The following is a 21,438-nucleotide window of genomic DNA, read 5'->3' as shown; positions in this document are numbered from 1 at the left end:
CTCCTCAAGGCTCGTCGGCCGGGGGATCGGCACAGGCGGGCGGGTGTCGGACATCAGTTTACCTGCCGTAAGGAAGTCGTAAGGCCACACGGACGAATTGGCCCGATCCTGCGGCATCCGTCGGGGCTCGCAGACGCCCTCGTCGTGGCAGAGTAGGGCCGTGATACGGGGGTGGAGGCGGGAGGCGGTCGGGTGGCTGCTCGCTGCGGCGATCGCCCTGATCGTCGCGGGCACCGTGGCATCCTCCGCTCGTTCCCTCATGCTTTTCGACGACGGCGACTCCCTCGTCGTCGCTCTGCTCTCCCGCTCTGTACTCGAGGGCGACCCCCTCGACTGGGCGATGTCGAGCGTGCTGTTCCTGCCCGAGGTCGCGGTGTTCCTGGGTCTTCAGGCGATCCTCCCGCTCGATGTCGATGGGCTTCTCGCGATCAGCGCGGTCATCAACCTGCTCGCGCTCTACGGAGCGATCCGTCTCGTGGCCGGTCGCGCGCGCAGCGGACGGACGCCGGTGCCGTGGTCGCTCACCGCCTTCGCCGCCTTCGGCGCCCTCGCGATGACGGCATCCTCACCCTCGCGCGACTCGTTCGAGCTCGCCTCGCTGCAGCTGACGACCACGTACTACTCGGCGACGGTGGTCGCGGTCGTGCTCACGATCGGACTCGTGCGGCGGATGCTCGACGCGGCGCCTTTCTCCGTGGCACTCGCGGTGGCCCTCGGCGCCGTCGCGACGCTCTCGACGCTCTCGAACCCGCTCTACGCGGCCTGGGCGACCGTGCCGCTCGGCGTGATCCTCGCCCTCCTGGCCTGGAGGTCGCCGCTCCGATCCCGCACCGTCGGCGTGGCCGTCATCCTCGTGGGCGGGAGCGCGCTGGGCATGCTCGCTCGCATTCCCCTCTCGGCATGGATCGCGAACACCGGGGCCGGGTATGCGGATCCCGCGCGGTGGCGGGAGTCGCTCCTCTCCTATGGCGGGGTGATGGTCGAGCGGCTGCAGACTCCCCCGGGGCTCGTGGCGGCGCTGATCGTGATGGCGCTCGTCGTCGTCGCGGCGATCCGGACCCGGAACGCGGGCGACGCCGGCGAGCGACTGGTCGCCGCGTCGTCGTGGGCCGTGCCTCTTCTCGTCGGCGTGGGAGCGATCGCCCTCGGCACGCACGCCGCGCGCTACCTGCAGCCCGTCGCGTTCGTCCCGGTGCTGGCGCTGGTCGCGCTGTCCGGGCCGCTGCACCTGCGCGGCCCGCACCTGCACCGCCTGAGGCTGCACCGTCTGCGCCCGAGTTCCGGCCTCGTGCACGCGACCGCCGCCGTCGCCGCCGTGCTGCTGCTGGTCGGAGGCAGCCTGAGCGTCCCGCGGCTCGCCGCCGCCGCGCACCGGACCGACGACGACCTCGCGTGCGTCACCGACTGGGTCGACGCGTCCGGCCGCACCGGCGCCGGACAGTTCTGGACCGTCCGTCTGCCGAAGCTGCATCTCACCGATCCGTCGCGGCTCGTGCAGGTCGACCATCAGCTCCACGGCTACGCCTGGCTCGTGAACCGCACCGACTTCACGGCCGACCACGTGACGTTCCTCGTCGAGGACGCGCAGACCGTGCCGTGGGAGCTCCCCACGACAGCCGAGCCACAGCGGACGATCGACTGCGGGCGCTACACGATCCTCGACTTCGGCGGCGATGCGTCGCTTCCGATCGGGCCCGCGCACTCGTGAAGGCCCGCGCACTCGTGAGGGCCCGCGCACTCGTGAGGGCCGCACACTCGTGAGGGCCGCACACTCGTGAAGCACCGCGCACTCGCGAAGCACCGTGACCGGACAGGGCCCGCATCACCGCACGAGGCCTGGGCCTCACCCCTCAGCGCGAGGGTGGCGCCGTGGTCGTCCCCTGCCGGAACGTGCAGGTCAGGTGCAGGGTCACGGCCTCTTCGCCGCGCAGCATCCGGGCGACCTGCTCGCCGGCCGCCCGCCCCTTCTCGACCGCGGGCTGCACGCTGGTGGTGAGCACGAGCCCGCCGAGCCCGTCGACGTCGACACCGTCGAAGCCGGCGACGGAGAGATCCTCGGGCACTCGCAGGCCGAGCTCCTCGGCGGCCCGGATGATCCCGACCGCCAGCAGATCACTCTGGGCGAGGATCGCCGTCGGGCGTGACGACGCGTCGGCCAGCAGCTCGCGGCCGACCGCCAGACCCTCGTCGATGAAGCTGCCCGATGCCGAGACCGCCGGCGCGTCGGGGAAGATCTCCCGCATGCCCGAGAGGCGGTCGATCGTGACGTCGACCGTCGCCGAGGCGAGCCGTTCGGGTGTCACGGTCCCCCGTTCGCGATCGTTGTCGAGCGGAAGGGTGACGAGCGCGACCTCGCGATGACCGAGATCGCGCACGTGCCGCGCGACATCGGCAGACGCGTCGGCGTTGTCGAGCATGACCCGCGGGATGCCGTCGCCCGCGTCGCCCTCGATCACGACCACCGGAAGACCGCGTCCGCGCACGATGTCGAGCGATGAGCGGGTGCGGCCGGAGCATCCGATCAGCACGACCGCGTCGACCGGCGCGTTCACCAGCGAGGCTCCGTCGTCGCCCGGCTCGTCGCGCATGAGCAGGATGCCGGCGCTGAGATCCGCCAGGCCGTCGGTGAGCCCGTCCATCAGCGCGGTGCTCACGGGATCGAGGAATGCCGTGCGCAGATGACCTTCGAGCACGACCGCGACGATGCCGCTGCGTCCGCGGCGCAGAGAGGCAGCCCGGGGGTCGGGTCCGGCGTAGCCGAGGTCCGCCGCCGCCGCCAGGACCCGCTCGCGAGTGGCCGGCGCCACCTTCGCCTTCCCGCTGAACACCACGGAGGCGGTCGAGGTGGCGACTCCCGCGCTGCGCGCGACATCGGCGATCGTCGCGCGACGCGGGGCGTCTTGACTGGTCATACCTTGAGGATAGCCTCCGGGCTTTCGTCCAGTCGAATCGATTCGATAGACTCTCCGTCATGCACACCGCCCTCTCTCGTTCGCAGTACGTCCGCTGGCGCACCGCGATCTTCGCGATCTTCCTCGCCAGCGGCCTGTCGATCGCGACCTGGGCGTCTCGCGTGCCGTCGATCAAGCTCGCTCTCGACATCGACAAGGCCCAGGTCGGCATGCTGCTTCTCGGCGCCGGCATCGCATCGATCATCGGCATCTCGACCAGCCCCGCGATCATGGCGCGCACCGGCGCTCGCCTCGGCATGATGGTGTCGATCTTCACGTTCGCGTCGGGTGTGGCACTGATCGGCATCGGCGCCAACGTGCTCGGCTCGTATCCGGTCGTCCTGATCGGCCTGGTGCTGTTCGGGCTCGGCAACGGCTGCGTCGACGTCATGATGAACGTCGAGGCCACGGCGATCGAGCAGCACTCCGGCAAGACGATCCTGCCGCTGTTCCACGCGTTCTTCAGCTTCGGCACCGTGATCGGCGCAGGCCTCGGCGCCCTCGCGGCACAGCTGCAGATCGACGTCTTCACCCACACCCTCGTCATCGCGGTGCTGATCGCCGCGATCGGCGTCGTCAGCATCGCCAACGTGCCCCGGCGCCAGGAGGCGCTGGATCCGAGCACCGAAGACGGCGAGAAGCCGCACTGGCGCGAGCGGATGCACGTCGCCCTGTCGGCCTGGCGCGAGCCGCGCACCTACGCGATCGGCGTCGTCATGCTCGGCATGTCGTTCGCCGAGGGCGGGGCCAACGACTGGCTCGCCCTGGGTGTCGCCGAGGACCACGGTGGCGGCACCGCGCTCGGCGCCGCGGCCCTCGCCACGTTCTCGGTCGCCATGACCGCCGTCCGCATCTTCGGCGGACCTCTCGTCGACCGCTTCGGCCGCGTGGCGGTGCTGCGGGTTCTCGCCGTGGCCGCGGCATCCGGCATCCTGCTGTTCATCCTCGCGCCGAGCCTGCCGCTGGTCTTCGCCGGCGCGGCACTGTGGGGCATCGGCGCGTCGCTCGGCTTCCCGCTCGGCATGTCTGCCGCGGCCGACGACCCCGCCAAGGCTGCCGCCCGCGTGAGCGCCGCGGCGACCATCGGCTACATCTCGTTCCTCGGCGGCCCGCCCGTGCTCGGCTTCATCAGCGAGCACATCGGCCTGCTGAACACGCTCTACATCCTGGTCGGCCTCGTCGTGCTGTCGGGCCTGTTCTCGGGCGCGGCCCGCCCGCTGCGCACGGAGGAGATGTCGGAGCAGCCCGCGCCGGCGACGACGCGGAACTGAGAGTCAGCCGTCGTCACGGGTTCCCTCATCGTCCCATCCATCGCCACAGGTGTCGGGTCGTTCCAGACGCCCGGGCGACCGCCGTCGGCCGCTGGCGACGACCGTCACCGCGCGACGAGAAGGCGCTGTGCCGGGCCCTCGAGTCGCGCGACGGCGACCTTCACCTCGCCGATGTCGGCCTTGACCTCAGCGATGTCCGCCTCCACGCGGGCGAACCGCGCATCCGCCCGCTGCTCGGACTTCTCGAACCGCGCATCCGCCCGCTGCTCAGCCCTCTCGAACCGCGCATCCACTCGCTGCTCGAAACCCGCGAACCGAGCATCCACCCGCTGCTCGAAACCCGCGAACCTCGCGTCCATGCGACTGATCACCCATCCGAATCCCGACGCCAGTCCCAGGATCGTGGACGCGACAGACACGATCATCGTCACCAGTTCGATCGACACGGTCATCTCCTCATTCTTCGCCGTCCCGCCCAGAATGTCAGGATCCAGTTCCGCATGATCGCGCGGAAAGACAGCAGCCCGGGATGTGTGGAAACACCAGGAGCGACACCCACCGCCGCAGAAGCACCCCACCCGACGAAGTAGGCTCGACGGGTGCGTCTCGTCATCGCCCGCTGCTCCGTGGATTACACCGGTCGGCTCAATGCCCATCTCCCGCTCGCTACACGTCTTCTCGTGCACAAGGGCGATGGGAGCCTGCTCGTGCACTCCGACGGCGGCAGCTACAAGCCGCTGAACTGGATGAGCCCGCCGTGCTCGCTCTCGACGGAGGAGCCCGGTGAAGAGGAGTCGATCGCGGGCGTCACCGAGGTGTGGCGAGTCACCCACAAGAAGACCGGCGACGCGCTGCGCGTGCAGATCTACGAGATCATCCACGACACGAAGCACGACCTCGGCATCGATCCCGGCCTGCAGAAGGACGGCGTCGAGGCCGATCTGCAGCGGCTGCTCGCCGAGCAGGTCGACCGCGTCGCCGAGGGCGCGACCCTCGTACGCCGTGAGTATCCGACCGCGATCGGTCCCGTCGACCTGCTCGTGCGGGATGCCGACGGTGCGGCGATCGCCGTCGAGATCAAGCGCCGCGGCGACATCGACGGCGTCGAGCAGCTGACGCGATACCTCGAGCTCCTCGGCCGTGACCCGCACCTCGCTCCGGTGCAGGGAGTCTTCGCCGCCCAGGAGATCAAACCCCAGGCGCGCGTGCTGGCCGAGGACCGCGGCATCCGCTGCCTCGTGCTCGACTACGACGACATGAAGGGCATCGAGTCCGGCATCCCCCGCCTCTTCTGAGGCCGCGCGCGGCGGGCAGCGGAGCGCCTGCACACATGTTCACGGTCGTCCGAGGCCTTCCGCACAGCCCATAGGCTGGAAGGCATGGCTTCTTCCCCCTACTCCTGCGTGCTGTGGGACGTCGACGGCACGATCGTCGACGCCTCGGTCGGCATCCTCCGCCGACTGAATGTCGCTCTCACCCACTTCGGCCACCCGGCCCCCACGCGCGAAGAGCTGGTGCACTGGATCGGCCCGCCGATGTTCCAGTCGTTCCAGGCTCAGGCGGGCATGACTCCCGAGCAGGCAACCGAGGCGGTGTCGTTCTACCGCACCCTCGGCAAGGCCGACGGATACACCACCGACGTCAAGACCTACCCTGGCGTCCCCGAGATCATCCGCGATCTGCATGAGGCCGGCGTGCCGCAGGCGACCGCGAGCTCGAAGCCCGAGATCCAGGTCGATGCCCTGGTCGACCACTTCGAGCTGCGCCCGTACTTCCTCACGACGGTCGGGTCGACTCCCGACGAGTCCACCCTCGCCTCCAAGACCGACATCGTGGCCGAGGCGCTGCGCCGTCTGGCAGAGCGCGGCGCAGACATCTCGCGTCCCGTGCTCATCGGCGACCGCCACCACGACGTCGAGGGCGGCAACGCCAACGGTGTGCCCGTGATCTTCGTCGAGTGGGGCTTCAGCGATCCGGACGAGGGCGACGAGGCGGCGTTCCGCGCGGCATCCGTCGACGACCTGCGCGCGCTGCTGCTCGTCTGAGGCGAGCGCCGGCACGCGCTCAGTCACCGTGTCGGGCGGAGAACTCCCCGTCGGGCGGCGACGCTCACGCCGAGCCTCCGCCCATCACGGATTCCTCCGCCCGTCGCGGTGCTCGCGATCCGGCGCCAGGCCCGGCGTAGACACAGAACTCCCCGCCGGGGGGTCGCGCCGTACGGCCGACCTCCCGGCCGGGGGGTCGCGCCGTACGGCCGACCTCCCGGTCAGGGAGTTCTCGTTTCGTCCGGTCAGACCGGACGGATGTTCTCAGCCTGCAGGCCCTTCGGGCCCTGCGCGACCTCGAACTCGACTCGCTGGTTCTCTTCGAGAGACCGGTAGCCGGATGACTGGATGGCGGAGTAGTGCGCGAAGACGTCAGCGCCGCCGTCGTCGGGGGAGATGAAGCCGAAGCCCTTCTCCGAGTTGAACCACTTGACCGTGCCCTGGGTGCTCATGTACTGCCTGTTCTGCTGCGGGAAAAGAAGAGCCGACGCAGGATGCACCGACGAGACCCACGCTAGTGGAGCACGCTCAGAGCGGAAGAGGCGAGGTCAGCCCGTAACCCAAATGTTGCACGAGATGTCATCTCGCGTCACACAAGGCCATGCCACGGCATCGTGGGCGGCCCGGAAAATGGTGTGGCCCTCACCGCGGGGGGAGCGATGAGGGCCGAAGACGACCGGAGGGTGCGTCAGATACCAGCGTAACCCCTCCGCGAGCCTTTTGTCCCCCATTTGGGGGACAAAAGTCAAAAAAGTTTGGAGATCCGGGTAGACAGCGGCCCTCTCGAGCGGCCCGTTGGGGACAGAACCACTCGAGAGGGCCCAATCGCATGCACGGATCACCCTTGCCTCTGGGGAAGGCAGCCCGTCATCTGGGGTAGACGGAGGCGATCAATCCCCTGTGCATGCACCACAACACTATGGGAGAGGTCGCGATCACGCTACGGGTTTCCAGGGGTTTCTGAGCCTCGATGATCCGCGCGCTCCCGCGAGTACCCTGGATCCGTGACCATGCTCAACAAGGACATGACCCTGTGCATCTCGCTGTCGGCGCGACCCAGCAACAACGGCACCCGGTTCCACAACTTCCTCTACGAGGAACTGGGCCTCAACTGGATCTACAAGGCCTTCGCCCCCACCGATCTGTCGCAGGCCATCGCCGGTGTGCGCGGGCTCGGGATCCGCGGATGCGCGGTCTCGATGCCCTACAAGGAAGACGTCATCGCGCTCGTCGACCACATGGATGCCTCCGCCACGGCGATCGAGTCGGTGAACACGATCGTCAACGACGACGGGGTGCTCACCGCATACAACACGGACTACAGCGCGATCGCCGAGCTGATCGAGCGCAACGCGCTGGAGCGGTCGGCATCCGTGCTGCTGCGCGGCTCGGGCGGGATGGCGAAGGCCACCGCCGCCGCCTTCCGCGACGCCGGTTTCTCGCGGGTCACGATCGCGGCGCGAAACGAAGAGCGCGGTCGCGGGCTCGCCGATCTCTACGGCTTCGACTGGACGGCGGATGCGGATGCCGTGACCGCCGACATCATCGTCAACATCACGCCGATCGGCATGGCCGGGGGCAGCGAGGAGCGCGCGCTGTCGTTCTCGGAGGCGCAGATCGCGGCGGCATCCGTGGTGTTCGACGTCGTGGCGCTGCCCGCCGAGACCCCGCTCATCGCTGCGGGGCGCTCGGCAGGCAAGACCGTGATCACCGGCGCGGAGGTCGCGACGCTGCAGGCGCTCGAGCAGTTCGTGCTCTACACCGGCATCCGGCCGACCCCTGAGCAGGTCGCCGCCGCGGAGGAGTTCATGCGGGCGCAGTAGCACCGCGACGCGCCGAGGCGTCAGACGGCGACGGCCTGCAGGGTGTCGGTGTCCGCCGGCGCGGGGCGCCGTGCGGTGACCACGGCGATCACCATGACGACGAGGGCGGATGCCGTGATCGCGGCGCCGATCCAGATGGGAGAGGTGTAGCCGAGCCCTGCGGCGATGCCGAGTCCGCCCGCCCAGGCGCCGAGCGCGTTGCCGACGTTGAACGCGCCGATGTTCGCGCCGGAGGCGAGGGTGGGCGCCCCGCCCGCGTAGTGCATGATGCGACTCTGCAGTCCGGGCACCGTGCCGAAGCCGAACGCTCCCATCAGCACGAGGATCGCGATCGTCGCCGGCTGCGACCGGGCGAAGAGGCCGAACAGCACGAGCACGACCGCCAGGGCGGCGATGAAGATCAGGAGGGTGCGGTCGATCGAGCGGTCGGCCAGCCGTCCGCCGATCGCGTTGCCCGCGACGAGTCCCACACCGAAGAGCACGAGCAGCCACGGCACGGCGGTGTCGGCGAAGCCGGTCACGCCCGTGAGCGTGTAGGCGATGTAGGTGAAGGCACCGAACATCCCGCCGAAGGCGAGCGCGGTGACGATCAGCGACAGCCAGACCTGTCCCGAGCGGAACGCGCGGAGCTCGCTGCGCAGGCTCACCTGATGGCCGGTGACCTTCGGCGCCGTGACGAGAAGAGCGATACCGGCGAACGCGACGACGCCGATGACCGAGATCACCCAGAACGTCGAACGCCACCCGAACTGCTGGCCGAGGAACGTGCCGAACGGCACCCCGAAGACGTTGGCGGCCGTGAGACCCGTGAACATGATGGCGATCGCCCGCGCCTTCTTCTCGGGAGCGACGAGATCGGCCGCGACGACCGACCCGATGCCGAAGAACGCGCCGTGGCAGAGAGCGGCGATGATGCGGCCGATCATCGCGACCGAGTAGTCCGGGGCGAGTGCGGTCAGCACGTTTCCTGCGATGAAGAGCACGACGAGGCCGAGCAGCACCGGCTTGCGCGGCAGTCGCGTCGTGGCCGCGGTCAGGCCGAGTGCCCCGACGACCACGGCCAGGGCATAGCCCGAGATGAGCCAGCCGGCGGTTGCCTCGGTGACACCGAAGTCGGTGGCGACCTCGGGAAGGAGGCCCATGATCACGAACTCGGTGAGTCCGATCCCGAAGGCGCCGATGGCGAGTGCGATGAGTCCGAGTGGCATGGGTGTGCTCCGAAGTCCTCTGTTAAAGTTGTTGCAGACGCGGGATATTGCGTCACGAGGGATAATCATTGCACACGCAACTATCCCGCGCAAGCAACTACTTATGCGCCCGCGTGGCGCGGGAGGTCACCATGGGAATCTCAGACGACGCCGTCGAGATCCGGGCGCGCGGATGGCGCACCCTCGCGGCCCTGCACGGCATCATCGAGGCCGAGCTCGAGAAGGCGCTCGCTGCGTCTGCGGGGCTGTCCGTCGTCGAGTACACCGTGCTCGACGCCCTCAGCCGGCAAGACGGCTGGCACATGCGGATGCAGCAGCTCGCCCGCGCGACCGCCCTCAGCCCCAGCGCGACCACGCGGCTCGTGACGCGCCTCGAGGACCGCGGGCTGCTCACGCGCATCCTCTGCGCCGACGACCGCCGCGGCATCTACACCGAGCTCACTCCGGCCGGCCTGGCGCTGTACGAGAAGGCGCATCCGATCCACGACGAGACCCTCGAGCGCACCCTCGGCGACGCGGTCACGCAGCCCGAGCTCGCGCCCGTCGTGCACGCGCTGCAGGGCGCGACGGTCGGCGCCTGACCACCGCCTCCGATCCGGTCCGGGTCAGGATCCTGTTCGAGCGACGGTGACCTGGATGCTCTTCATCAGCGGCTGATCGCTCTGGGCGCTGAAGTCCTTGCGGCCGATCAGCACGTTCATCTCGGGCATGTACCCCGCCGCGCTGCCGCGGGGAAGGTCGTAGGGCACGGCGCGGAACGCGCGCAGCATCCGCGTCGAGCCGTCCTTCGACGTCGACACGATGTCGACGAGGTCGCCCTCGACGAGTCCGCGGTCGCGCATGTCGTCCTCGTGCAGGAACACGAGCTCGCGCAGGTTCTTCACGCCCCGGTAGCGGTCGTCGTTCGAGTAGATGGTGGTGTTCCACTGATCGTGCGATCGCACGGTCTGCAGCACCAGGGTGTCGGCCGACTCGGGGATGACGTTCGGCAGTGGCGCCTGCGAGAACTCCGCGCGCCCTGACGGCGTCTCGAACACGCGCTGCCTCGCGGGTTGCGGGATGCGGAACCCGTGCCGGTCGCGGATGAGGTCGTTGAACCCCTCGAATCCCGGCAGCACCTTCGCCATCACGTCCCGGATGGTGTCATAGTCGCCGACGTACCGGTCCCACGGGGTCGCGGTGTGCGGCAGCGTCGCCTTCGCGAGCCCGGCGATGATCGCGGGCTCCGACTTCAGATAGGCGGAGGCCGGCTGCTTGCGTCCGATCGAGAGGTGCACCATGCTCATCGCATCCTCGACCGTGACCCCCTGGGGCCCCTCCGCCTGCTGGTCTCGCTCGGTGCGGCCGAGGCAGGGCAGGATCAGCGCCCTCTGCCCGTGCACGAGGTGACTGCGGTTGAGCTTGGTGCTCACCTGCACGGTCAGCCGACACTTCTCGAGGCCCTGCGCCGTGAACGGGGTGTCGGGGGCCGCGAGCACGAAGTTGCCGCCCATGCCGACGAACACCGTCACGCGGCCGTCGTGCATCGCCTCGATCGTGCGCACGGTGTCGAGCCCCGGATGCCGCGGCGGATCGATGCGGCAGACCTCGGCGAGGCGGTCGAGCCAGGCATCCGTCGGCCTGTGGTCGATGCCGCAGGTGCGGTTGCCCTGCACGTTGCTGTGCCCCCGGATCGGTGACGGGCCCGCGCCCGCACGCCCGATGTTGCCCCGCAGGAGCAGCAGGTTGACGATCTCGCGCACGGTGTCGACGCCGTGCTCGTGCTGACTCACGCCGAGGCACCAGCTGATGATCGTGCGCTCCGACGTGAGGTACACCGCCGCGGCCGCGCGGATCTGCTCCTCCGTCAGCCCCGACTGCGTGACGAGGTCGGCCCACGTCGTGGCCTCCACCAGCGCGCGGTACGCCTCGACACCGTTCGTCAGCGATGAGAGGAACTCGGAGTCGAGCACGGAAGGGTCGTGCGCCGCGGCCTCGAAGACCACCTTCGACATGCCGCGGATCAGTGCCAGGTCACCGCCGGGGCGCACCTGCAGGTTCATCGTGCTCGTGCCCGTGGCCTTGAAGCGCGCCATGTCGACGAAGTCGTGCGGCACGATCGTGCGCGTGGCGCCGGCCTCGACGAGCGGATTCACGTGCACCACCTGGGCGCCGCGCTTCACGGCATCGGCCAGCGCGGTCAGCATGCGCGGGGCGTTCGACGCCGCGTTCACGCCGAGCACGAAGAGAGCGTCGCAGTCGCCCCAGTCGTGCATGTCGACCGTGCCCTTGCCGGTGGCGATCGAGGCCTTGAGGGCGCGCCCCGACGCCTCATGACACATGTTCGAGCAGTCGGGGAGGTTGTTCGTGCCGTACTCGCGCACCATCAGCTGATAGAGGAAGGTGGCTTCGTTGCTGAGCCGCCCCGACGTGTAGAAGGCCGCCTCGTCAGGGCTGTCGAGACTCTGCAGTTCGTCTCCGACCAACGCGAACGCGTCGTCCCACGAGATCGGCACATAGTGATCGGTGGCCGCGTCGTAGGCCATCGGCTCGGTCAGGCGACCCTGGTCCTCGAGGTCGAAGTCAGGCCAGGTCGCGAGCTCGGTGACGGAGTGCTCGGCGAAGAAGCGTCGATCGACCCGCTTGCGCGTCATCTCCCAGGTGACGTGCTTGATGCCGTTCTCGCAGATGTCGAGCTTCAGGTTGCCGAGGTCGTCGGGCCAGGCGCACCCGGGGCAGTCGTAGCCCGAGATCGGGTGATTCATCTGGAACATCGCCAGGGGGCCGGCGATCGGCTGGCTCTCCCTGAGCACCACACGTCCGACCGACACCGCCGCACCCCACCCCGCCGCGGGGTGGCGGTACGGCGTGCGCGACCAGGCGCGGTCGGTGCGCGGGCCGTACCCGCCCTGGCGCGGCTCGACCGGCATGAGCCCGAACGCCGTGCCGGCGGTTCCGTGACTATCGAGCATGGCTCGCTCCCTCCGCGGCGGGCTCGGACGCGCCGATCCCCTCGCCGTCTGCTCCGGCATCCGTCCGCACCCGGTGCGCGTGCGTGTAGATGTTCATCGACCGCCCGCGGACGAATCCGACGAGCGTCACCCCCGACTCATCCGCGAGCTCCGCGGCCAGGGACGAGGGCGCCGACACGGCGCTGAGCATCGGGATGCCGGCCATCGCCGCCTTCTGCACCAGCTCGAAGCTCGCGCGCCCCGACACCTGCAGGATCTGCCGGCGCAGGGGCAGCCTGTCGTTCAGCAGCGCCCAGCCGACCACCTTGTCGACCGCGTTGTGCCGGCCCACGTCCTCACGCAGCACGAGCATCTCGCCCGTGTCGGCGTCGAAGAGCGCCGCCGCGTGCAGGCCGCCGGTCTTGTCGAAGGCCGCCTGCTCGGCACGCAGTCGCTCGGGATAGGCCGCGATCCGGTCGGCGCCGACCAGGATGTCGTCGTCGCCCCGCGGGTGCCGCGACACGGTGCGCACCGCGTCGATGCTCGCCTTGCCGCACACCCCGCACGAGCTGGTCGTGTAGAAGCGCCGAGCCGCGTCGGGGTCGGGAAGGGGAATCCCCTGCGCGAGGGTGAGGTCGAGCACGTTGTAGGTGTTCTCTTCCCCGCCCGTGCCCGGTCCGCCGCAGTGGATCGCCGAGTGGAAGTCGGAGGCCTGCGCGATGATCCCCTCGGACACGAGGAAGCCGGCGGCCAGCTCGACGTCGTGCCCTGGCGTGCGCATCGTGACCGCGAGCGGTGCGCCCGCCACCCTGATCTCGAGCGGCTCCTCCACGGCGAGCGTGTCGGCTCGCCGGATGACACCCTCGCCGAGGGTGAGCTTCAGTATCGGTCGCCTCGTCGTGATCCGCCCCACACGAGCGAGCGTACTCCGACGCATGTGCGAGCCGGCCGCCGGATCGAGCGGGTCACAAGATCGGACCGATCCGTGATCACCCGCTCCATACCTCGGTAGCCTGGGCGCATGAGCGCGCCTCGCACCGCACGACGCATCCCCGCCGCCCTCGCCATGACGGCGATCGCGGCCCTGGCACTGTCCGCCTGCACGGGCGGTGGCGACGAGGGCACGTCCACCGACGGGGCGCAGGGATTCCCCGATGACGGCTGCACGCACATCACCGTCGCGACCTCGTCGGAGAAGGTCAACATGCTCGACGAGCTCGCGAAGGCATTCAAGGACTCGCCCGAGCACGAGGGGCTCGAGACCTGCGCGACGGTGCGTCCGACCAACGTCTCGTCCGGCAACGCCACGCGCTTCCTCACCTCGGGCGACGACTGGCCGAGCGACGACCGGTCGCTGTGGCCGACGCTGTGGTCTCCGGCGTCCACGGTCTGGACCGACCGCGTCGCCGCGGCGGCGTCGCCCGGCCTCGTCGGCGATCCGCAGTCGTTCACCCGCACGCCCGTCGTGTTCGGGATGCCCGAGCCCATGGCCACCGCGCTCGGCTGGCCGAACACCCCCGTCAGCATCACCGATCTCGAGAACCTCTGCCAGGACCCGGCCGGATGGGGCAGCGTCGGCAAGGACATCTGGGGTGCGTTCAAGATCTCCAAGACCAATCCGAACACATCGACCACGGGCCTCTCGACGATCCTCATGCAGTCCTACGAGGCCACGGGCAAGGCCGAGGGCCTGACGTCCGCCGACGTCGAGGCATCCGCCGACTTCTCCCGCGTGTTCGAGGAGTGCGTCATCCACTACGGCGACACCACCGGCAACGTGCTGTCGACGCTCTACGACGAGACGCAGAACGGCTCGAACGGCTCGGCGTACGTCTCGGCCGTCGCGCTGGAGGAGACCTCGCTGCTCAACTACAACCAGGGCAACCCCGACTCGCACACCGTGCAGCCGGGTGAGACCCTGACCCCGCCGAAGACCAAGCTGGTCGCGGTCTACCCCGAGGGCGGATCCATGTGGTCGGACAACCCGATCACGGTGCTGGGCGCCGACTGGGTCACCGCCGAGCAGCGCACCGCGGGCGAGGCGTTCGCCGCCTTCGTGCAGACCACCGCGGCCCAGAAGATCCTGCCCGACTACGGCTTCCGCCCGCTCGACGAGTCTGTGCCCCTGGGCGACCTGTTCACCGCGAAGTTCGGTGTCGACCCGGCGCAGCCCGCCGTGACGCTGCCGAAGCCCGAGGTCGACGTGATCTCCACGGCGATCGACCAGTGGACCCAGGTGCGCAAGCCCTCGTCGGTGCTCGAACTCATCGACATCTCCGGCTCGATGGACGACCCGATCGGCGACGGACGCTCACGCCTCGACGGCGCGATCGAGGGCGCGCAGACGACTCTCGACCACTTCCGCTCGACCGACGAGATCGGGGTGTGGGCGTTCACCACCGGCATCTCCTCCGATGAGGGCGACGGAATCCAGGTGCTGCGCGACGTCAGTGCGCTCGGCTCGGACGGCGAGAAGCTCGACTCCTCGCTCGACGACCTGCGCTACGCCCAGCGCAACGGTACGCCGCTCTACGACTCGATCCTCCTGGCGCACGAGGCGATGAGCGAGCGCGCCGAGCCGGGGCGCATCAACGCGATCGTGCTGCTCTCGGACGGCGAGGACACCGACTCCGCCACGTCGCTCGATTCGCTCATCGCGAAGATCGGCACGAGCACGAAGGAGGGCGGCGACGACGCTCCCGTGCGTATATTCCCGATCGCGTATGGAGAGGGAGCCGACACGTCGGCCCTGCAGCGCATCGCCGACGTGACCGGCGGTCAGCTCTTCGATGCCTCTGATGCCGAACGGATCGACCTCGTCTTCGCGTCCGTGATCAACAACTTCTGAGGTTCCGAATGCCGTCTCTCTCCGGGTCCGACAACCCCTGGCTCGATGATGCCGTCTCGGGCATATCCACGCAGAACGTCTACGTAGACTCCGCGGTGAGCGGCGCGACCGGGCTCACGGATGCCCTCTCTTCCGTCGTCCCCGACGATGGGTCCATCGCGGTGGTCGTCCTTCCGGCCGCGGCGAACCGCGAGAATCAGTACGACGGCTACGTGCTCGACCAGCTCACGGCCGCGGGCGGGCAGAAGACGGTCATCGTGGCGGTGGGCGACAACCTCATGGCCGACTCCGTGGCGATCGACGGCGAGCGTGCGATGACCATCGCGAACGAGAACGAGTCCTCGGGCGGGAGCCTGCAGGACAAGCTCATCGAGACGGTGAATGAGATCTCCGCCGAGACCCCGACCTCGCCGGGCGGCGGCGACGTCGGCGGCGCCGATGTCCTCCTGCCCGTGGTCATCGGCGGTGTCGTCCTGCTCGCCGCCGCGGGCACCGCGATCGGCCTCATCGCGCGCCGTCGCCGCACGCCGGCCCCCTCCGCCGACCCGGTGCCGGCAGGCATCCGTCTTCGCGTCACCCGGCTGCGTGAGCTCCGCGCCGACTATGCGGCGGTGCCAGGCAGCCCGGTCGCCGCCGAGACCGCCGCGGGGATCGACGCCCTCGCCTCGCACGTCGAGCAGCTGTTCATCCGCCTCGATGCGAAGGCGGGCGAGGATCAGAGCGTGCTCGCCGAGGCCGAGTACTCCGACAAGCTCGCTCGTCTCGTCGCCGCCCTCGACCGCGACTATCTGCTCGACCTGCTCACCCGGCCGGACCTGTGGGATGCCCCGGACGAGCGCATCGCCGAGGTGCGCGAGGCGCTGGCCGCCGTGACGACGCAGATCGTCGACAACATCAAGCAGGTCAACGCCCGCACGGGACTGCTCTTCCAGGTGTCGCTCGACTCGCTGATCGGACGCAGCGAGCTGCGCGACTGGGAGCGTCAGTTCAAGCAGAGCTCCGGCGAGTAAGGAATGACAATCTTTGCCAACGGTCGTAGAATAGGCAGATGGCAACGATGAACGTCTCTCTTCCTAACCCCCTCAAAGACTTCGTCGAAGGACAGGTGTCCGAGCGCGGGTTCGCCACGAGCAGCGAATTCGTCCGCGACCTCATCCGCGATGAGCAGGCCCGCACCGAGCTGCGCGGGCTCATCCTGGCGGGTATGAAGTCCGGTCACGGGTCTGAAATGGATGATGAGTACTTCGATCGTCTCCGCGACAGCGTCGACGAAACGGAAACCGACACGCAGTGACAGGACGCCGGGTCGTCACCACTGCGATGGCCGACGACGACATCACCAACGCCGTGAGCTATCTTCGACGCACCGCTGGACGAGACGTCGCACGTCGACTGATCGATGCTCTGCAGAGCGCCCGGAAACACATCGGCGAGTTCCCCGCGATCGGATCCTCACGATTCGCGATCGAGACGAAGATCCCCGAGTTGCGCGACTTCGCCCTACACCGCTTCCCGTACGTCGTGTTCTACACCGATGACGAGGATGCCGTCCGGATCCACCGTGTTCTCCACGCGAGCCAGGACATTCCTGCGGAGCTCGTGCGCACCTAGCCCCGAAGACCACAACGACGGGGCTCCACAGGCCGTCGCATCAACGTCGCATCGGGCGCGAACCCGCGATCGGATTGGTCCCGATTCTCTGGAGAGGACTCCACACGCGGGTGTGGGTGTGCGGGCGTATGGGTGGGTCGTGCATCGCCGTAGGGTGTGTGTCGAGTAAGCCGTACGGATAGATAGCGTCGCTTCGGGACAGATCGAGAGGGAGTGCGATGGTGTATTGCTCTAGGGCGCCGCAGAATGGGCATGACCCGGGATCCACCCGGGGAAGGCTGTGCCCCGAGTGCGGAGGGGCAGCTGTCCGGTCGACCGGATCCTCTGCGACTCCCGGGACGGTGTTTCCGGTACCCACCCTTTCGGTGTCGACGGGCACTCCCCTTGACATGGACGATCTGTCCGAGAGCGCGGAGCATCTGGTCGCTCTGTTGTTGGAGAGCGATGACCAAACTCGCGTGAGGTCGGCTGCGTGGGATCTGTTGGATGCCGCACTTGACGATCCCGCCGAGCTGCGAGCTGCCCAAAAAGCCGGCTCGCATGCGTTGTGTGAGGTCTTCGAAGCGCTCGCTGTTGTGATCCGCGAGATCCTGTCCGTACCCGACCTTCTGGTCGACGTGATTCTCGAGCAGCTGCCGGTCCACTGGCTTCCTCGAACCGCCGTGAAGGTAATCGTGAAGAAGCTGCTGGCGGCGGTACTTGCTGCGGATCCGAGTGTAACCGCGCTCTGCGCGTTGCGGGCGAAGTGCAGCCTCCTCGCTGTCGGTCTCTGCCCGGACACGGATCAGCACTCGTCCCTCGCACAGACGTGCGCGCTGCCCCTGGCCAAGACCATCGTCGGAGACGCGGATTCCGGGTCGGTTCTTTCCTGACGGTCGGCGCGTCCGCTAACGCTCGAACCGTGGAGCGGACGCGCGTGTGGAACGTCGACGGCACCCCGGGCCTGAGTCGCGCGAACCCGAACTAGCCTCGCAAGTGGCGACGCTCCGGCGAGTGGCCGGCTCTCAGCCTCTCGCGACGGCGGCGTCGACGACACGACCGTCCACGAGGTGCAGCACACCGTGCATCCGCGGCAGGTGCACGAGGTCATGCGTGACGAGGAGCGTCGAGGTGTTCCGCTCGTCGGTGAGCCGCAGGATGAGGTCGATGATCGCGGCCCCGCGTTCCTGGTCGAGAGCGCTGGTGGGCTCGTCGACGAGGAGCACGCTCGGGTCGTTCATCAGGGCGCGAGCGATGTTGACGCGCTGACGCTGTCCGCCGGAGAGCTGGTGCGGTCTCTTGTGACCGTGCTCGGCGAGGCCGACCGCGGCGAGCAGCTCATCCGCACGAGCGGCCGTCCTGGTGCGATTGCGACGGCTGCGCGGGGCGCCGAGCTCGTTCATGACGCTCAGCTGTTCCCGGGCGGTCAACGAGGGGATGAGGTTGGGCTGCTGGAAGACGATCCCGATGCGGTCGCGCCGCAGACGCGTCGCCTCGGCGGAGCTGAGAGCGGTGACGTCGTTCCCGTCGATGAGGATCTCGCCGGAATCGGGGCGCAGAAGGGTGCCCGCGACCGCGAGCAGACTCGACTTGCCCGAACCGCTCGGACCCGTGATGCCCGTGACGGTTCCGGGGTGGGCGGTGAGGGAGACGCCATCCACGGCGGTCACGCGCGATTCGCCGTCGGGGAAGGTCAGGGTGATGTCGTTCAGGCGGATCATCGGTTGCTCCCGAGGGCGGTGAGGGGGTCGGCGGAGGTGACGGATCGCAGGGCGAAGGCGGCGCCTGCGAGGCCGAGCGCGATCATGATGGCGCCCGGAAGGAGGGTCGTGACAGGGCTCAGCAGGAACGGGAGCGCGGTGCCGGCGAGCAGGCCGAGCACGGTGACCAGCCCCAGACCGATGCCGATGCCCGCCACCAGGACGAGCAGCGCCTGACCCAGCGCGTCGCGGATCAGGGATCGTGTGCTCGCGCCGAGCGCCTTGAGCACGGCGACGTCGCCCTTGCGCTGCATGGTCCACACGGTGAAGAAGGCCCCGATGACGAGTCCCGAGATGCCGAACAGCATGGCCACCATGAGCAGGAGCGATCCGATCTCGGAGCGGAAGGCGCTCAGGGCCGTCAGCGACCCGAGGGTGGTCTCCGAGATCGTGTCGTTCGCCGCATCCGCGGCATCCCAGTCGGGGGCGCCCGAGACAGCCAGGACCGTGGCGTAGGCGTCGGGGGTGCCAGTGGATGCCGAGTACGCCTGCCAGTCGTGCAGGGTCATCTGCACGACCGGCGTGTGGCTGTACCACGCGTCTCCCTCGACCGTCTCGACGGCGTAGGAGACGCCGGCGATCTCGACCTCGTCGCCGACCGTCACTCCGAGCGCATCGGCAGCGGGCACCGACAGGCGCAGCTGACCGTCGCCGGAGGGCGCATCCTCGTCGAAGCCGGGCTCCACACCGAACACCGCGATCGCGGCACGGGTGTCATCGGTCTCGGCGCGGGTCTGGCTGATGCCGAGCGGACGCGCATCGGTCACACCCGCCGTCGCCGCCCAGTCGGTCGCCTGCTGCTCGGTGATCGTCGAGTCGGCGAAGCTGACCGCCCCGTCTCCGCCCGATGGCGAGGAGAACACGATCCGGTCTGCGGGCAGCGCAAGCACACCCGAGACGTTCTGGATGGCGAGGCCCCCCGTCAGTCCACTGAGGAACCCCACGAGAAGGGTGATGAGGGCGACGACGGAGCCGATGAGGACGAATCGCCCTCTGGCGAAGCGGAGATCGCGTAACGCGACGAACATGTGGGTGCCTTTCCTGTCTCCGATGCGGGGACCTTTCCACTTTCGCCGTCGGCCTCGTCGTGGTCATCGGCCACGGGAACGGGCTTTCGCGCCCGGGAGGAGGACGCCCCGATCCTCCTTTCGGACGATGCCGCCGCTCGGTGCGGCGGCGTAGAGTTCGATCCATGGCGCATACCGCTCTGACCCCGGTGTTCGTGGGTCTGCGGACGGGCCTCCACGTTCTCTTCTTCGCCCTGACGGGGGTCGTCATCGCCCGCGCGGTGCTCGATCCGACGGAGTCGAGCGTCGCGGCGACGGTCCTGGCGCTGATCGTGGGCGCCACGTACGCATCGGGTCTGCTGCTCGCTCGCCTCTCGCATCGACGGCGGCCGGTGTCGCTGATCTGGTTGGCCGTGCTCTCGCTGGAGTGGCTGGCTCTGCTGTGGGTGAGCGCCGATGCCGCCTACCTCGTCTTCCCCCTCTTCTTCCTGTTCCTCCATCTGCTGGGGCGCTGGGCGGGATCGGCCGCGATACTCGTGTCGACGATCGTCGCGGTGTGCGCACTCGGAATCCACGGCGGGTGGAGCGTCGGCGGGGTCGTGGGCCCGTTCGTCGGCGCGGGCGTCGCCCTCCTGATCGGCCTCGGCTATCAGGCGCTGGCGAACGAGGCCCGGCAACGCGAAGCGCTGGTCAGCGAGCTGCTCGCCACCCGCGGACAGCTGGCCGCGCAGGAGCATGAATCAGGGGTTCTCGCGGAACGCGCCCGGCTCGCTCGCGAGATCCACGACACGCTCGCGCAGGGTCTCTCCAGCATCCAGATGCTGCTGCATGCCGCGGAACGCGCCGATGCCACGCGCCCGGGGATCGAGCACATCCGGCTCGCACGCGAGACCGCTGCCGCCAACCTCGTCGAGGCGCGGCGGTTCATCCGCGAGCTGACGCCTCCCCAGCTCGACGATCAGACCCTCGGCGGAGCGCTGCGTCGCCTCGCCCGAACGCAGTGGGCGACGCAGGGACTCGACGTGCAGGTGCGGGTGTCCGACGCGGTCGTTCTGCCCATGCACCTGCAGACGGCGCTGCTGCGCATCACCCAGGGAGCCATCGCCAACGTCCTCCAGCATGCTCAAGCGACGACGGCGACGGTCACCATCGTCATCGAGGGAGACCACCTGCGCTTCACCGTCGAGGATGACGGAACCGGGTTCGATGCAGAGCTCCCTGCGCCGGGGAGCACCGAGAAGTCGGATTCGTTCGGTCTGCGCGCCACCGCCGAGCGAGTGCAGCAGCTCGGCGGACGACTCGAGATCGACAGCGCGTCGGGGCGCGGAACGACACTCACCGTCGACCTCCCCCTCACGGAGTTCGCATGATCCGGCTCGTGATCGCCGACGACCACCCCATCGTCCGTGCGGGCCTCACGGCCCTGTTCAGCCTCGAAGCCGATCTCGAGGTGGTCGCCGAAGCGGGCACCCCCGAGGAGGCGGTCGCCTGCGCCGAGCGCGAGAATCCCGACGTGGTGCTCATGGATCTGCAGTTCGGCTCTCAGGCCCAGGCCACGGGTGTGGATGCGACGCGACGCATCCGTGCGCTCGAGGCTCCGCCCTACGTGCTCGTGCTCACGAACTACGACTCGGATGCCGACATCCTCGGAGCCGTCGAGGCCGGCGCGAGCGGCTATCTGCTGAAGGACGCCCCGCCGCACGAGCTGACCGCCGCCGTGCGCGCGGCCGCCGCCGGAGAGAGCGCGCTCGCGCCGATGATCGCCTCCCGCCTGCTCGACCGCATGCGCGCACCGCGCGTGAGCCTCAGCAGCCGCGAGATCGAGGTGCTCGAGCTCGTCGCAGCCGGGCGATCGAACAGCGAGGTGGCCGACCAGCTCTTCGTCAGCGAGACGACCGTGAAGTCGCACCTCGCGCACATCTTCTCGAAGCTCGACGTCAGCTCACGCACCGCCGCTGTCTCGGCGGCCCGCCAGAGAGGGATCATCCGCTGAAAGGTCGTGTGT

Annotated in this window: 21 protein-coding genes; 13 read left to right on the top strand and 8 right to left on the bottom strand. The window is 69.1% G+C overall.

Annotated features, from left to right (window positions below; genetic code table 11):
* Window positions 1-160 precede the first annotated feature (160 nt).
* Window positions 161-1,708: a hypothetical protein gene (locus HWD99_RS07960; RefSeq protein WP_241795691.1), complete on the top strand. Its 1,548-nt coding sequence runs from the start codon at window positions 161-163 to the stop codon at window positions 1,706-1,708.
* 142 nt (window positions 1,709-1,850) lie between these two features.
* On the opposite strand, the gene HWD99_RS07955 is transcribed toward HWD99_RS07960, so the two are convergent.
* Window positions 1,851-2,912, bottom strand: coding sequence for a LacI family DNA-binding transcriptional regulator (locus HWD99_RS07955; RefSeq protein WP_241795690.1), 1,062 nt, complete (start codon window positions 2,910-2,912; stop codon window positions 1,851-1,853).
* Between the two features lie 59 nt (window positions 2,913-2,971).
* Here HWD99_RS07955 and HWD99_RS07950 point away from each other — a divergent pair, with 59 nt between their 5' ends.
* On the top strand, window positions 2,972-4,222 hold the full coding sequence (locus tag HWD99_RS07950; protein WP_241795689.1) for an MFS transporter: 1,251 nt from the start codon (window positions 2,972-2,974) through the stop codon (window positions 4,220-4,222).
* Between the two features lie 104 nt (window positions 4,223-4,326).
* Here HWD99_RS07950 and HWD99_RS07945 read toward each other — a convergent pair whose 3' ends face one another.
* On the bottom strand, window positions 4,327-4,674 hold the full coding sequence (locus HWD99_RS07945; protein ID WP_241795688.1) for a response regulator: 348 nt from the start codon (window positions 4,672-4,674) through the stop codon (window positions 4,327-4,329).
* 147 nt (window positions 4,675-4,821) lie between these two features.
* Between HWD99_RS07945 and nucS the strand changes: the two genes are divergently transcribed.
* Window positions 4,822-5,517, top strand: coding sequence for an endonuclease NucS (gene nucS, locus HWD99_RS07940; RefSeq protein WP_241795687.1), 696 nt, complete (start codon window positions 4,822-4,824; stop codon window positions 5,515-5,517).
* 84 nt (window positions 5,518-5,601) lie between these two features.
* Window positions 5,602-6,267, top strand: a complete 666-nt coding sequence (locus tag HWD99_RS07935) for an HAD hydrolase-like protein (protein WP_241795686.1) — start codon at window positions 5,602-5,604, stop codon at window positions 6,265-6,267.
* A gap of 245 nt (window positions 6,268-6,512) precedes the next feature.
* On the opposite strand, the gene HWD99_RS07930 is transcribed toward HWD99_RS07935, so the two are convergent.
* Window positions 6,513-6,719 (bottom strand): cold-shock protein, encoded by a 207-nt coding sequence (locus HWD99_RS07930; protein ID WP_194764439.1) that lies wholly within the window; start codon window positions 6,717-6,719, stop codon window positions 6,513-6,515.
* 552 nt (window positions 6,720-7,271) lie between these two features.
* On the opposite strand from HWD99_RS07930, the gene HWD99_RS07925 reads away from it, so the two are divergent.
* Window positions 7,272-8,090, top strand: a complete 819-nt coding sequence (locus HWD99_RS07925; protein ID WP_308220697.1) for a shikimate 5-dehydrogenase — start codon at window positions 7,272-7,274, stop codon at window positions 8,088-8,090.
* 20 nt (window positions 8,091-8,110) lie between these two features.
* On the opposite strand, the gene HWD99_RS07920 is transcribed toward HWD99_RS07925, so the two are convergent.
* Entirely contained in the window at window positions 8,111-9,298 is a 1,188-nt protein-coding gene (locus HWD99_RS07920) for an MFS transporter (RefSeq protein ID WP_241795685.1), read from the bottom strand.
* Between the two features lie 131 nt (window positions 9,299-9,429).
* Here HWD99_RS07920 and HWD99_RS07915 point away from each other — a divergent pair, with 131 nt between their 5' ends.
* Window positions 9,430-9,879, top strand: a complete 450-nt coding sequence (locus HWD99_RS07915; protein ID WP_241795684.1) for a MarR family winged helix-turn-helix transcriptional regulator — start codon at window positions 9,430-9,432, stop codon at window positions 9,877-9,879.
* Window positions 9,880-9,903: 24 nt separating this feature from the next.
* Here the strand turns inward: HWD99_RS07915 and HWD99_RS07910 are convergent, their stop codons facing one another.
* Entirely contained in the window at window positions 9,904-12,249 is a 2,346-nt protein-coding gene (locus HWD99_RS07910) for an FdhF/YdeP family oxidoreductase (RefSeq protein WP_241795683.1), read from the bottom strand.
* On the bottom strand, window positions 12,239-13,141 hold the full coding sequence (fdhD, locus tag HWD99_RS07905) for a formate dehydrogenase accessory sulfurtransferase FdhD (protein ID WP_241795682.1): 903 nt from the start codon (window positions 13,139-13,141) through the stop codon (window positions 12,239-12,241). Before fdhD ends, HWD99_RS07910 begins: the two co-directional genes overlap by 11 nt.
* 108 nt (window positions 13,142-13,249) lie before the next feature.
* Here fdhD and HWD99_RS07900 point away from each other — a divergent pair, with 108 nt between their 5' ends.
* From HWD99_RS07900 to HWD99_RS07880, 5 genes are all read left to right on the top strand, one after another.
* Window positions 13,250-15,076 (top strand): substrate-binding and VWA domain-containing protein, encoded by a 1,827-nt coding sequence (locus HWD99_RS07900; protein WP_241795681.1) that lies wholly within the window; start codon window positions 13,250-13,252, stop codon window positions 15,074-15,076.
* Window positions 15,077-15,084: 8 nt separating this feature from the next.
* Entirely contained in the window at window positions 15,085-16,086 is a 1,002-nt protein-coding gene (locus tag HWD99_RS07895; protein WP_241795680.1) for a hypothetical protein, read from the top strand.
* Between the two features lie 38 nt (window positions 16,087-16,124).
* Entirely contained in the window at window positions 16,125-16,370 is a 246-nt protein-coding gene (locus tag HWD99_RS07890; RefSeq protein ID WP_241795679.1) for a type II toxin-antitoxin system ParD family antitoxin, read from the top strand.
* On the top strand, window positions 16,367-16,687 hold the full coding sequence (locus HWD99_RS07885; RefSeq protein ID WP_241795678.1) for a type II toxin-antitoxin system RelE/ParE family toxin: 321 nt from the start codon (window positions 16,367-16,369) through the stop codon (window positions 16,685-16,687). Before HWD99_RS07890 ends, HWD99_RS07885 begins: the two co-directional genes overlap by 4 nt.
* A 389-nt stretch (window positions 16,688-17,076) precedes the next feature.
* Window positions 17,077-17,559 carry a hypothetical protein gene (locus HWD99_RS07880; RefSeq protein ID WP_241795677.1) on the top strand — a complete coding sequence of 161 codons (483 nt, stop codon included), beginning with the start codon at window positions 17,077-17,079 and terminating at the stop codon, window positions 17,557-17,559.
* Between the two features lie 132 nt (window positions 17,560-17,691).
* Here the strand turns inward: HWD99_RS07880 and HWD99_RS07875 are convergent, their stop codons facing one another.
* Together HWD99_RS07875 and HWD99_RS07870 are read right to left on the bottom strand one after the other, a co-directional pair.
* Complete coding sequence (locus HWD99_RS07875; protein ID WP_241795676.1) at window positions 17,692-18,387, bottom strand: ABC transporter ATP-binding protein; 696 nt, start codon at window positions 18,385-18,387, stop codon at window positions 17,692-17,694.
* Window positions 18,384-19,454 carry an FtsX-like permease family protein gene (locus HWD99_RS07870; protein WP_241795675.1) on the bottom strand — a complete coding sequence of 357 codons (1,071 nt, stop codon included), beginning with the start codon at window positions 19,452-19,454 and terminating at the stop codon, window positions 18,384-18,386. Before HWD99_RS07870 ends, HWD99_RS07875 begins: the two co-directional genes overlap by 4 nt.
* Window positions 19,455-19,618: 164 nt before the next feature.
* Here HWD99_RS07870 and HWD99_RS07865 point away from each other — a divergent pair, with 164 nt between their 5' ends.
* Together HWD99_RS07865 and HWD99_RS07860 are read left to right on the top strand one after the other, a co-directional pair.
* Window positions 19,619-20,803: a sensor histidine kinase gene (locus HWD99_RS07865; RefSeq protein ID WP_241795674.1), complete on the top strand. Its 1,185-nt coding sequence runs from the start codon at window positions 19,619-19,621 to the stop codon at window positions 20,801-20,803.
* Window positions 20,800-21,426, top strand: a complete 627-nt coding sequence (locus HWD99_RS07860; protein WP_241795673.1) for a response regulator transcription factor — start codon at window positions 20,800-20,802, stop codon at window positions 21,424-21,426. The genes HWD99_RS07865 and HWD99_RS07860 overlap by 4 nt, the downstream gene beginning before the upstream one ends.
* Window positions 21,427-21,438: the final 12 nt, after the last annotated feature.

This window comes from Microbacterium sp. C5A9, assembly GCF_022627955.1.
In the GTDB taxonomy this organism is placed as follows: Bacteria; Actinomycetota; Actinomycetes; order Actinomycetales; family Microbacteriaceae; genus Microbacterium.
This window is presented reverse-complemented; position numbering and strand designations above follow the sequence as displayed.

Bases quoted from the DNA above. Each gene is read 5' to 3' on its own strand.
- HWD99_RS07910 (WP_241795683.1), bottom strand. From the start codon at position 12,249: ATGCTCGATAGTCACGGAACCGCCGGCACGGCGTTCGGGCTCATGCCG.
- HWD99_RS07935 (WP_241795686.1), top strand. From the start codon at position 5,602: ATGGCTTCTTCCCCCTACTCCTGCGTGCTGTGGGACGTCGACGGCACG.
- HWD99_RS07890 (WP_241795679.1), top strand. From the start codon at position 16,125: ATGGCAACGATGAACGTCTCTCTTCCTAACCCCCTCAAAGACTTCGTC.
- HWD99_RS07915 (WP_241795684.1), top strand. From the start codon at position 9,430: ATGGGAATCTCAGACGACGCCGTCGAGATCCGGGCGCGCGGATGGCGC.
- HWD99_RS07860 (WP_241795673.1), top strand. From the start codon at position 20,800: ATGATCCGGCTCGTGATCGCCGACGACCACCCCATCGTCCGTGCGGGC.
- HWD99_RS07920 (WP_241795685.1), bottom strand. From the start codon at position 9,298: ATGCCACTCGGACTCATCGCACTCGCCATCGGCGCCTTCGGGATCGGA.
- HWD99_RS07955 (WP_241795690.1), bottom strand. From the start codon at position 2,912: ATGACCAGTCAAGACGCCCCGCGTCGCGCGACGATCGCCGATGTCGCG.
- HWD99_RS07950 (WP_241795689.1), top strand. From the start codon at position 2,972: ATGCACACCGCCCTCTCTCGTTCGCAGTACGTCCGCTGGCGCACCGCG.
- HWD99_RS07880 (WP_241795677.1), top strand. From the start codon at position 17,077: ATGGACGATCTGTCCGAGAGCGCGGAGCATCTGGTCGCTCTGTTGTTG.
- HWD99_RS07875 (WP_241795676.1), bottom strand. From the start codon at position 18,387: ATGATCCGCCTGAACGACATCACCCTGACCTTCCCCGACGGCGAATCG.
- HWD99_RS07900 (WP_241795681.1), top strand. From the start codon at position 13,250: ATGAGCGCGCCTCGCACCGCACGACGCATCCCCGCCGCCCTCGCCATG.
- HWD99_RS07870 (WP_241795675.1), bottom strand. From the start codon at position 19,454: ATGTTCGTCGCGTTACGCGATCTCCGCTTCGCCAGAGGGCGATTCGTC.
- HWD99_RS07930 (WP_194764439.1), bottom strand. From the start codon at position 6,719: ATGAGCACCCAGGGCACGGTCAAGTGGTTCAACTCGGAGAAGGGCTTC.
- HWD99_RS07865 (WP_241795674.1), top strand. From the start codon at position 19,619: ATGGCGCATACCGCTCTGACCCCGGTGTTCGTGGGTCTGCGGACGGGC.
- HWD99_RS07945 (WP_241795688.1), bottom strand. From the start codon at position 4,674: ATGACCGTGTCGATCGAACTGGTGACGATGATCGTGTCTGTCGCGTCC.
- HWD99_RS07895 (WP_241795680.1), top strand. From the start codon at position 15,085: ATGCCGTCTCTCTCCGGGTCCGACAACCCCTGGCTCGATGATGCCGTC.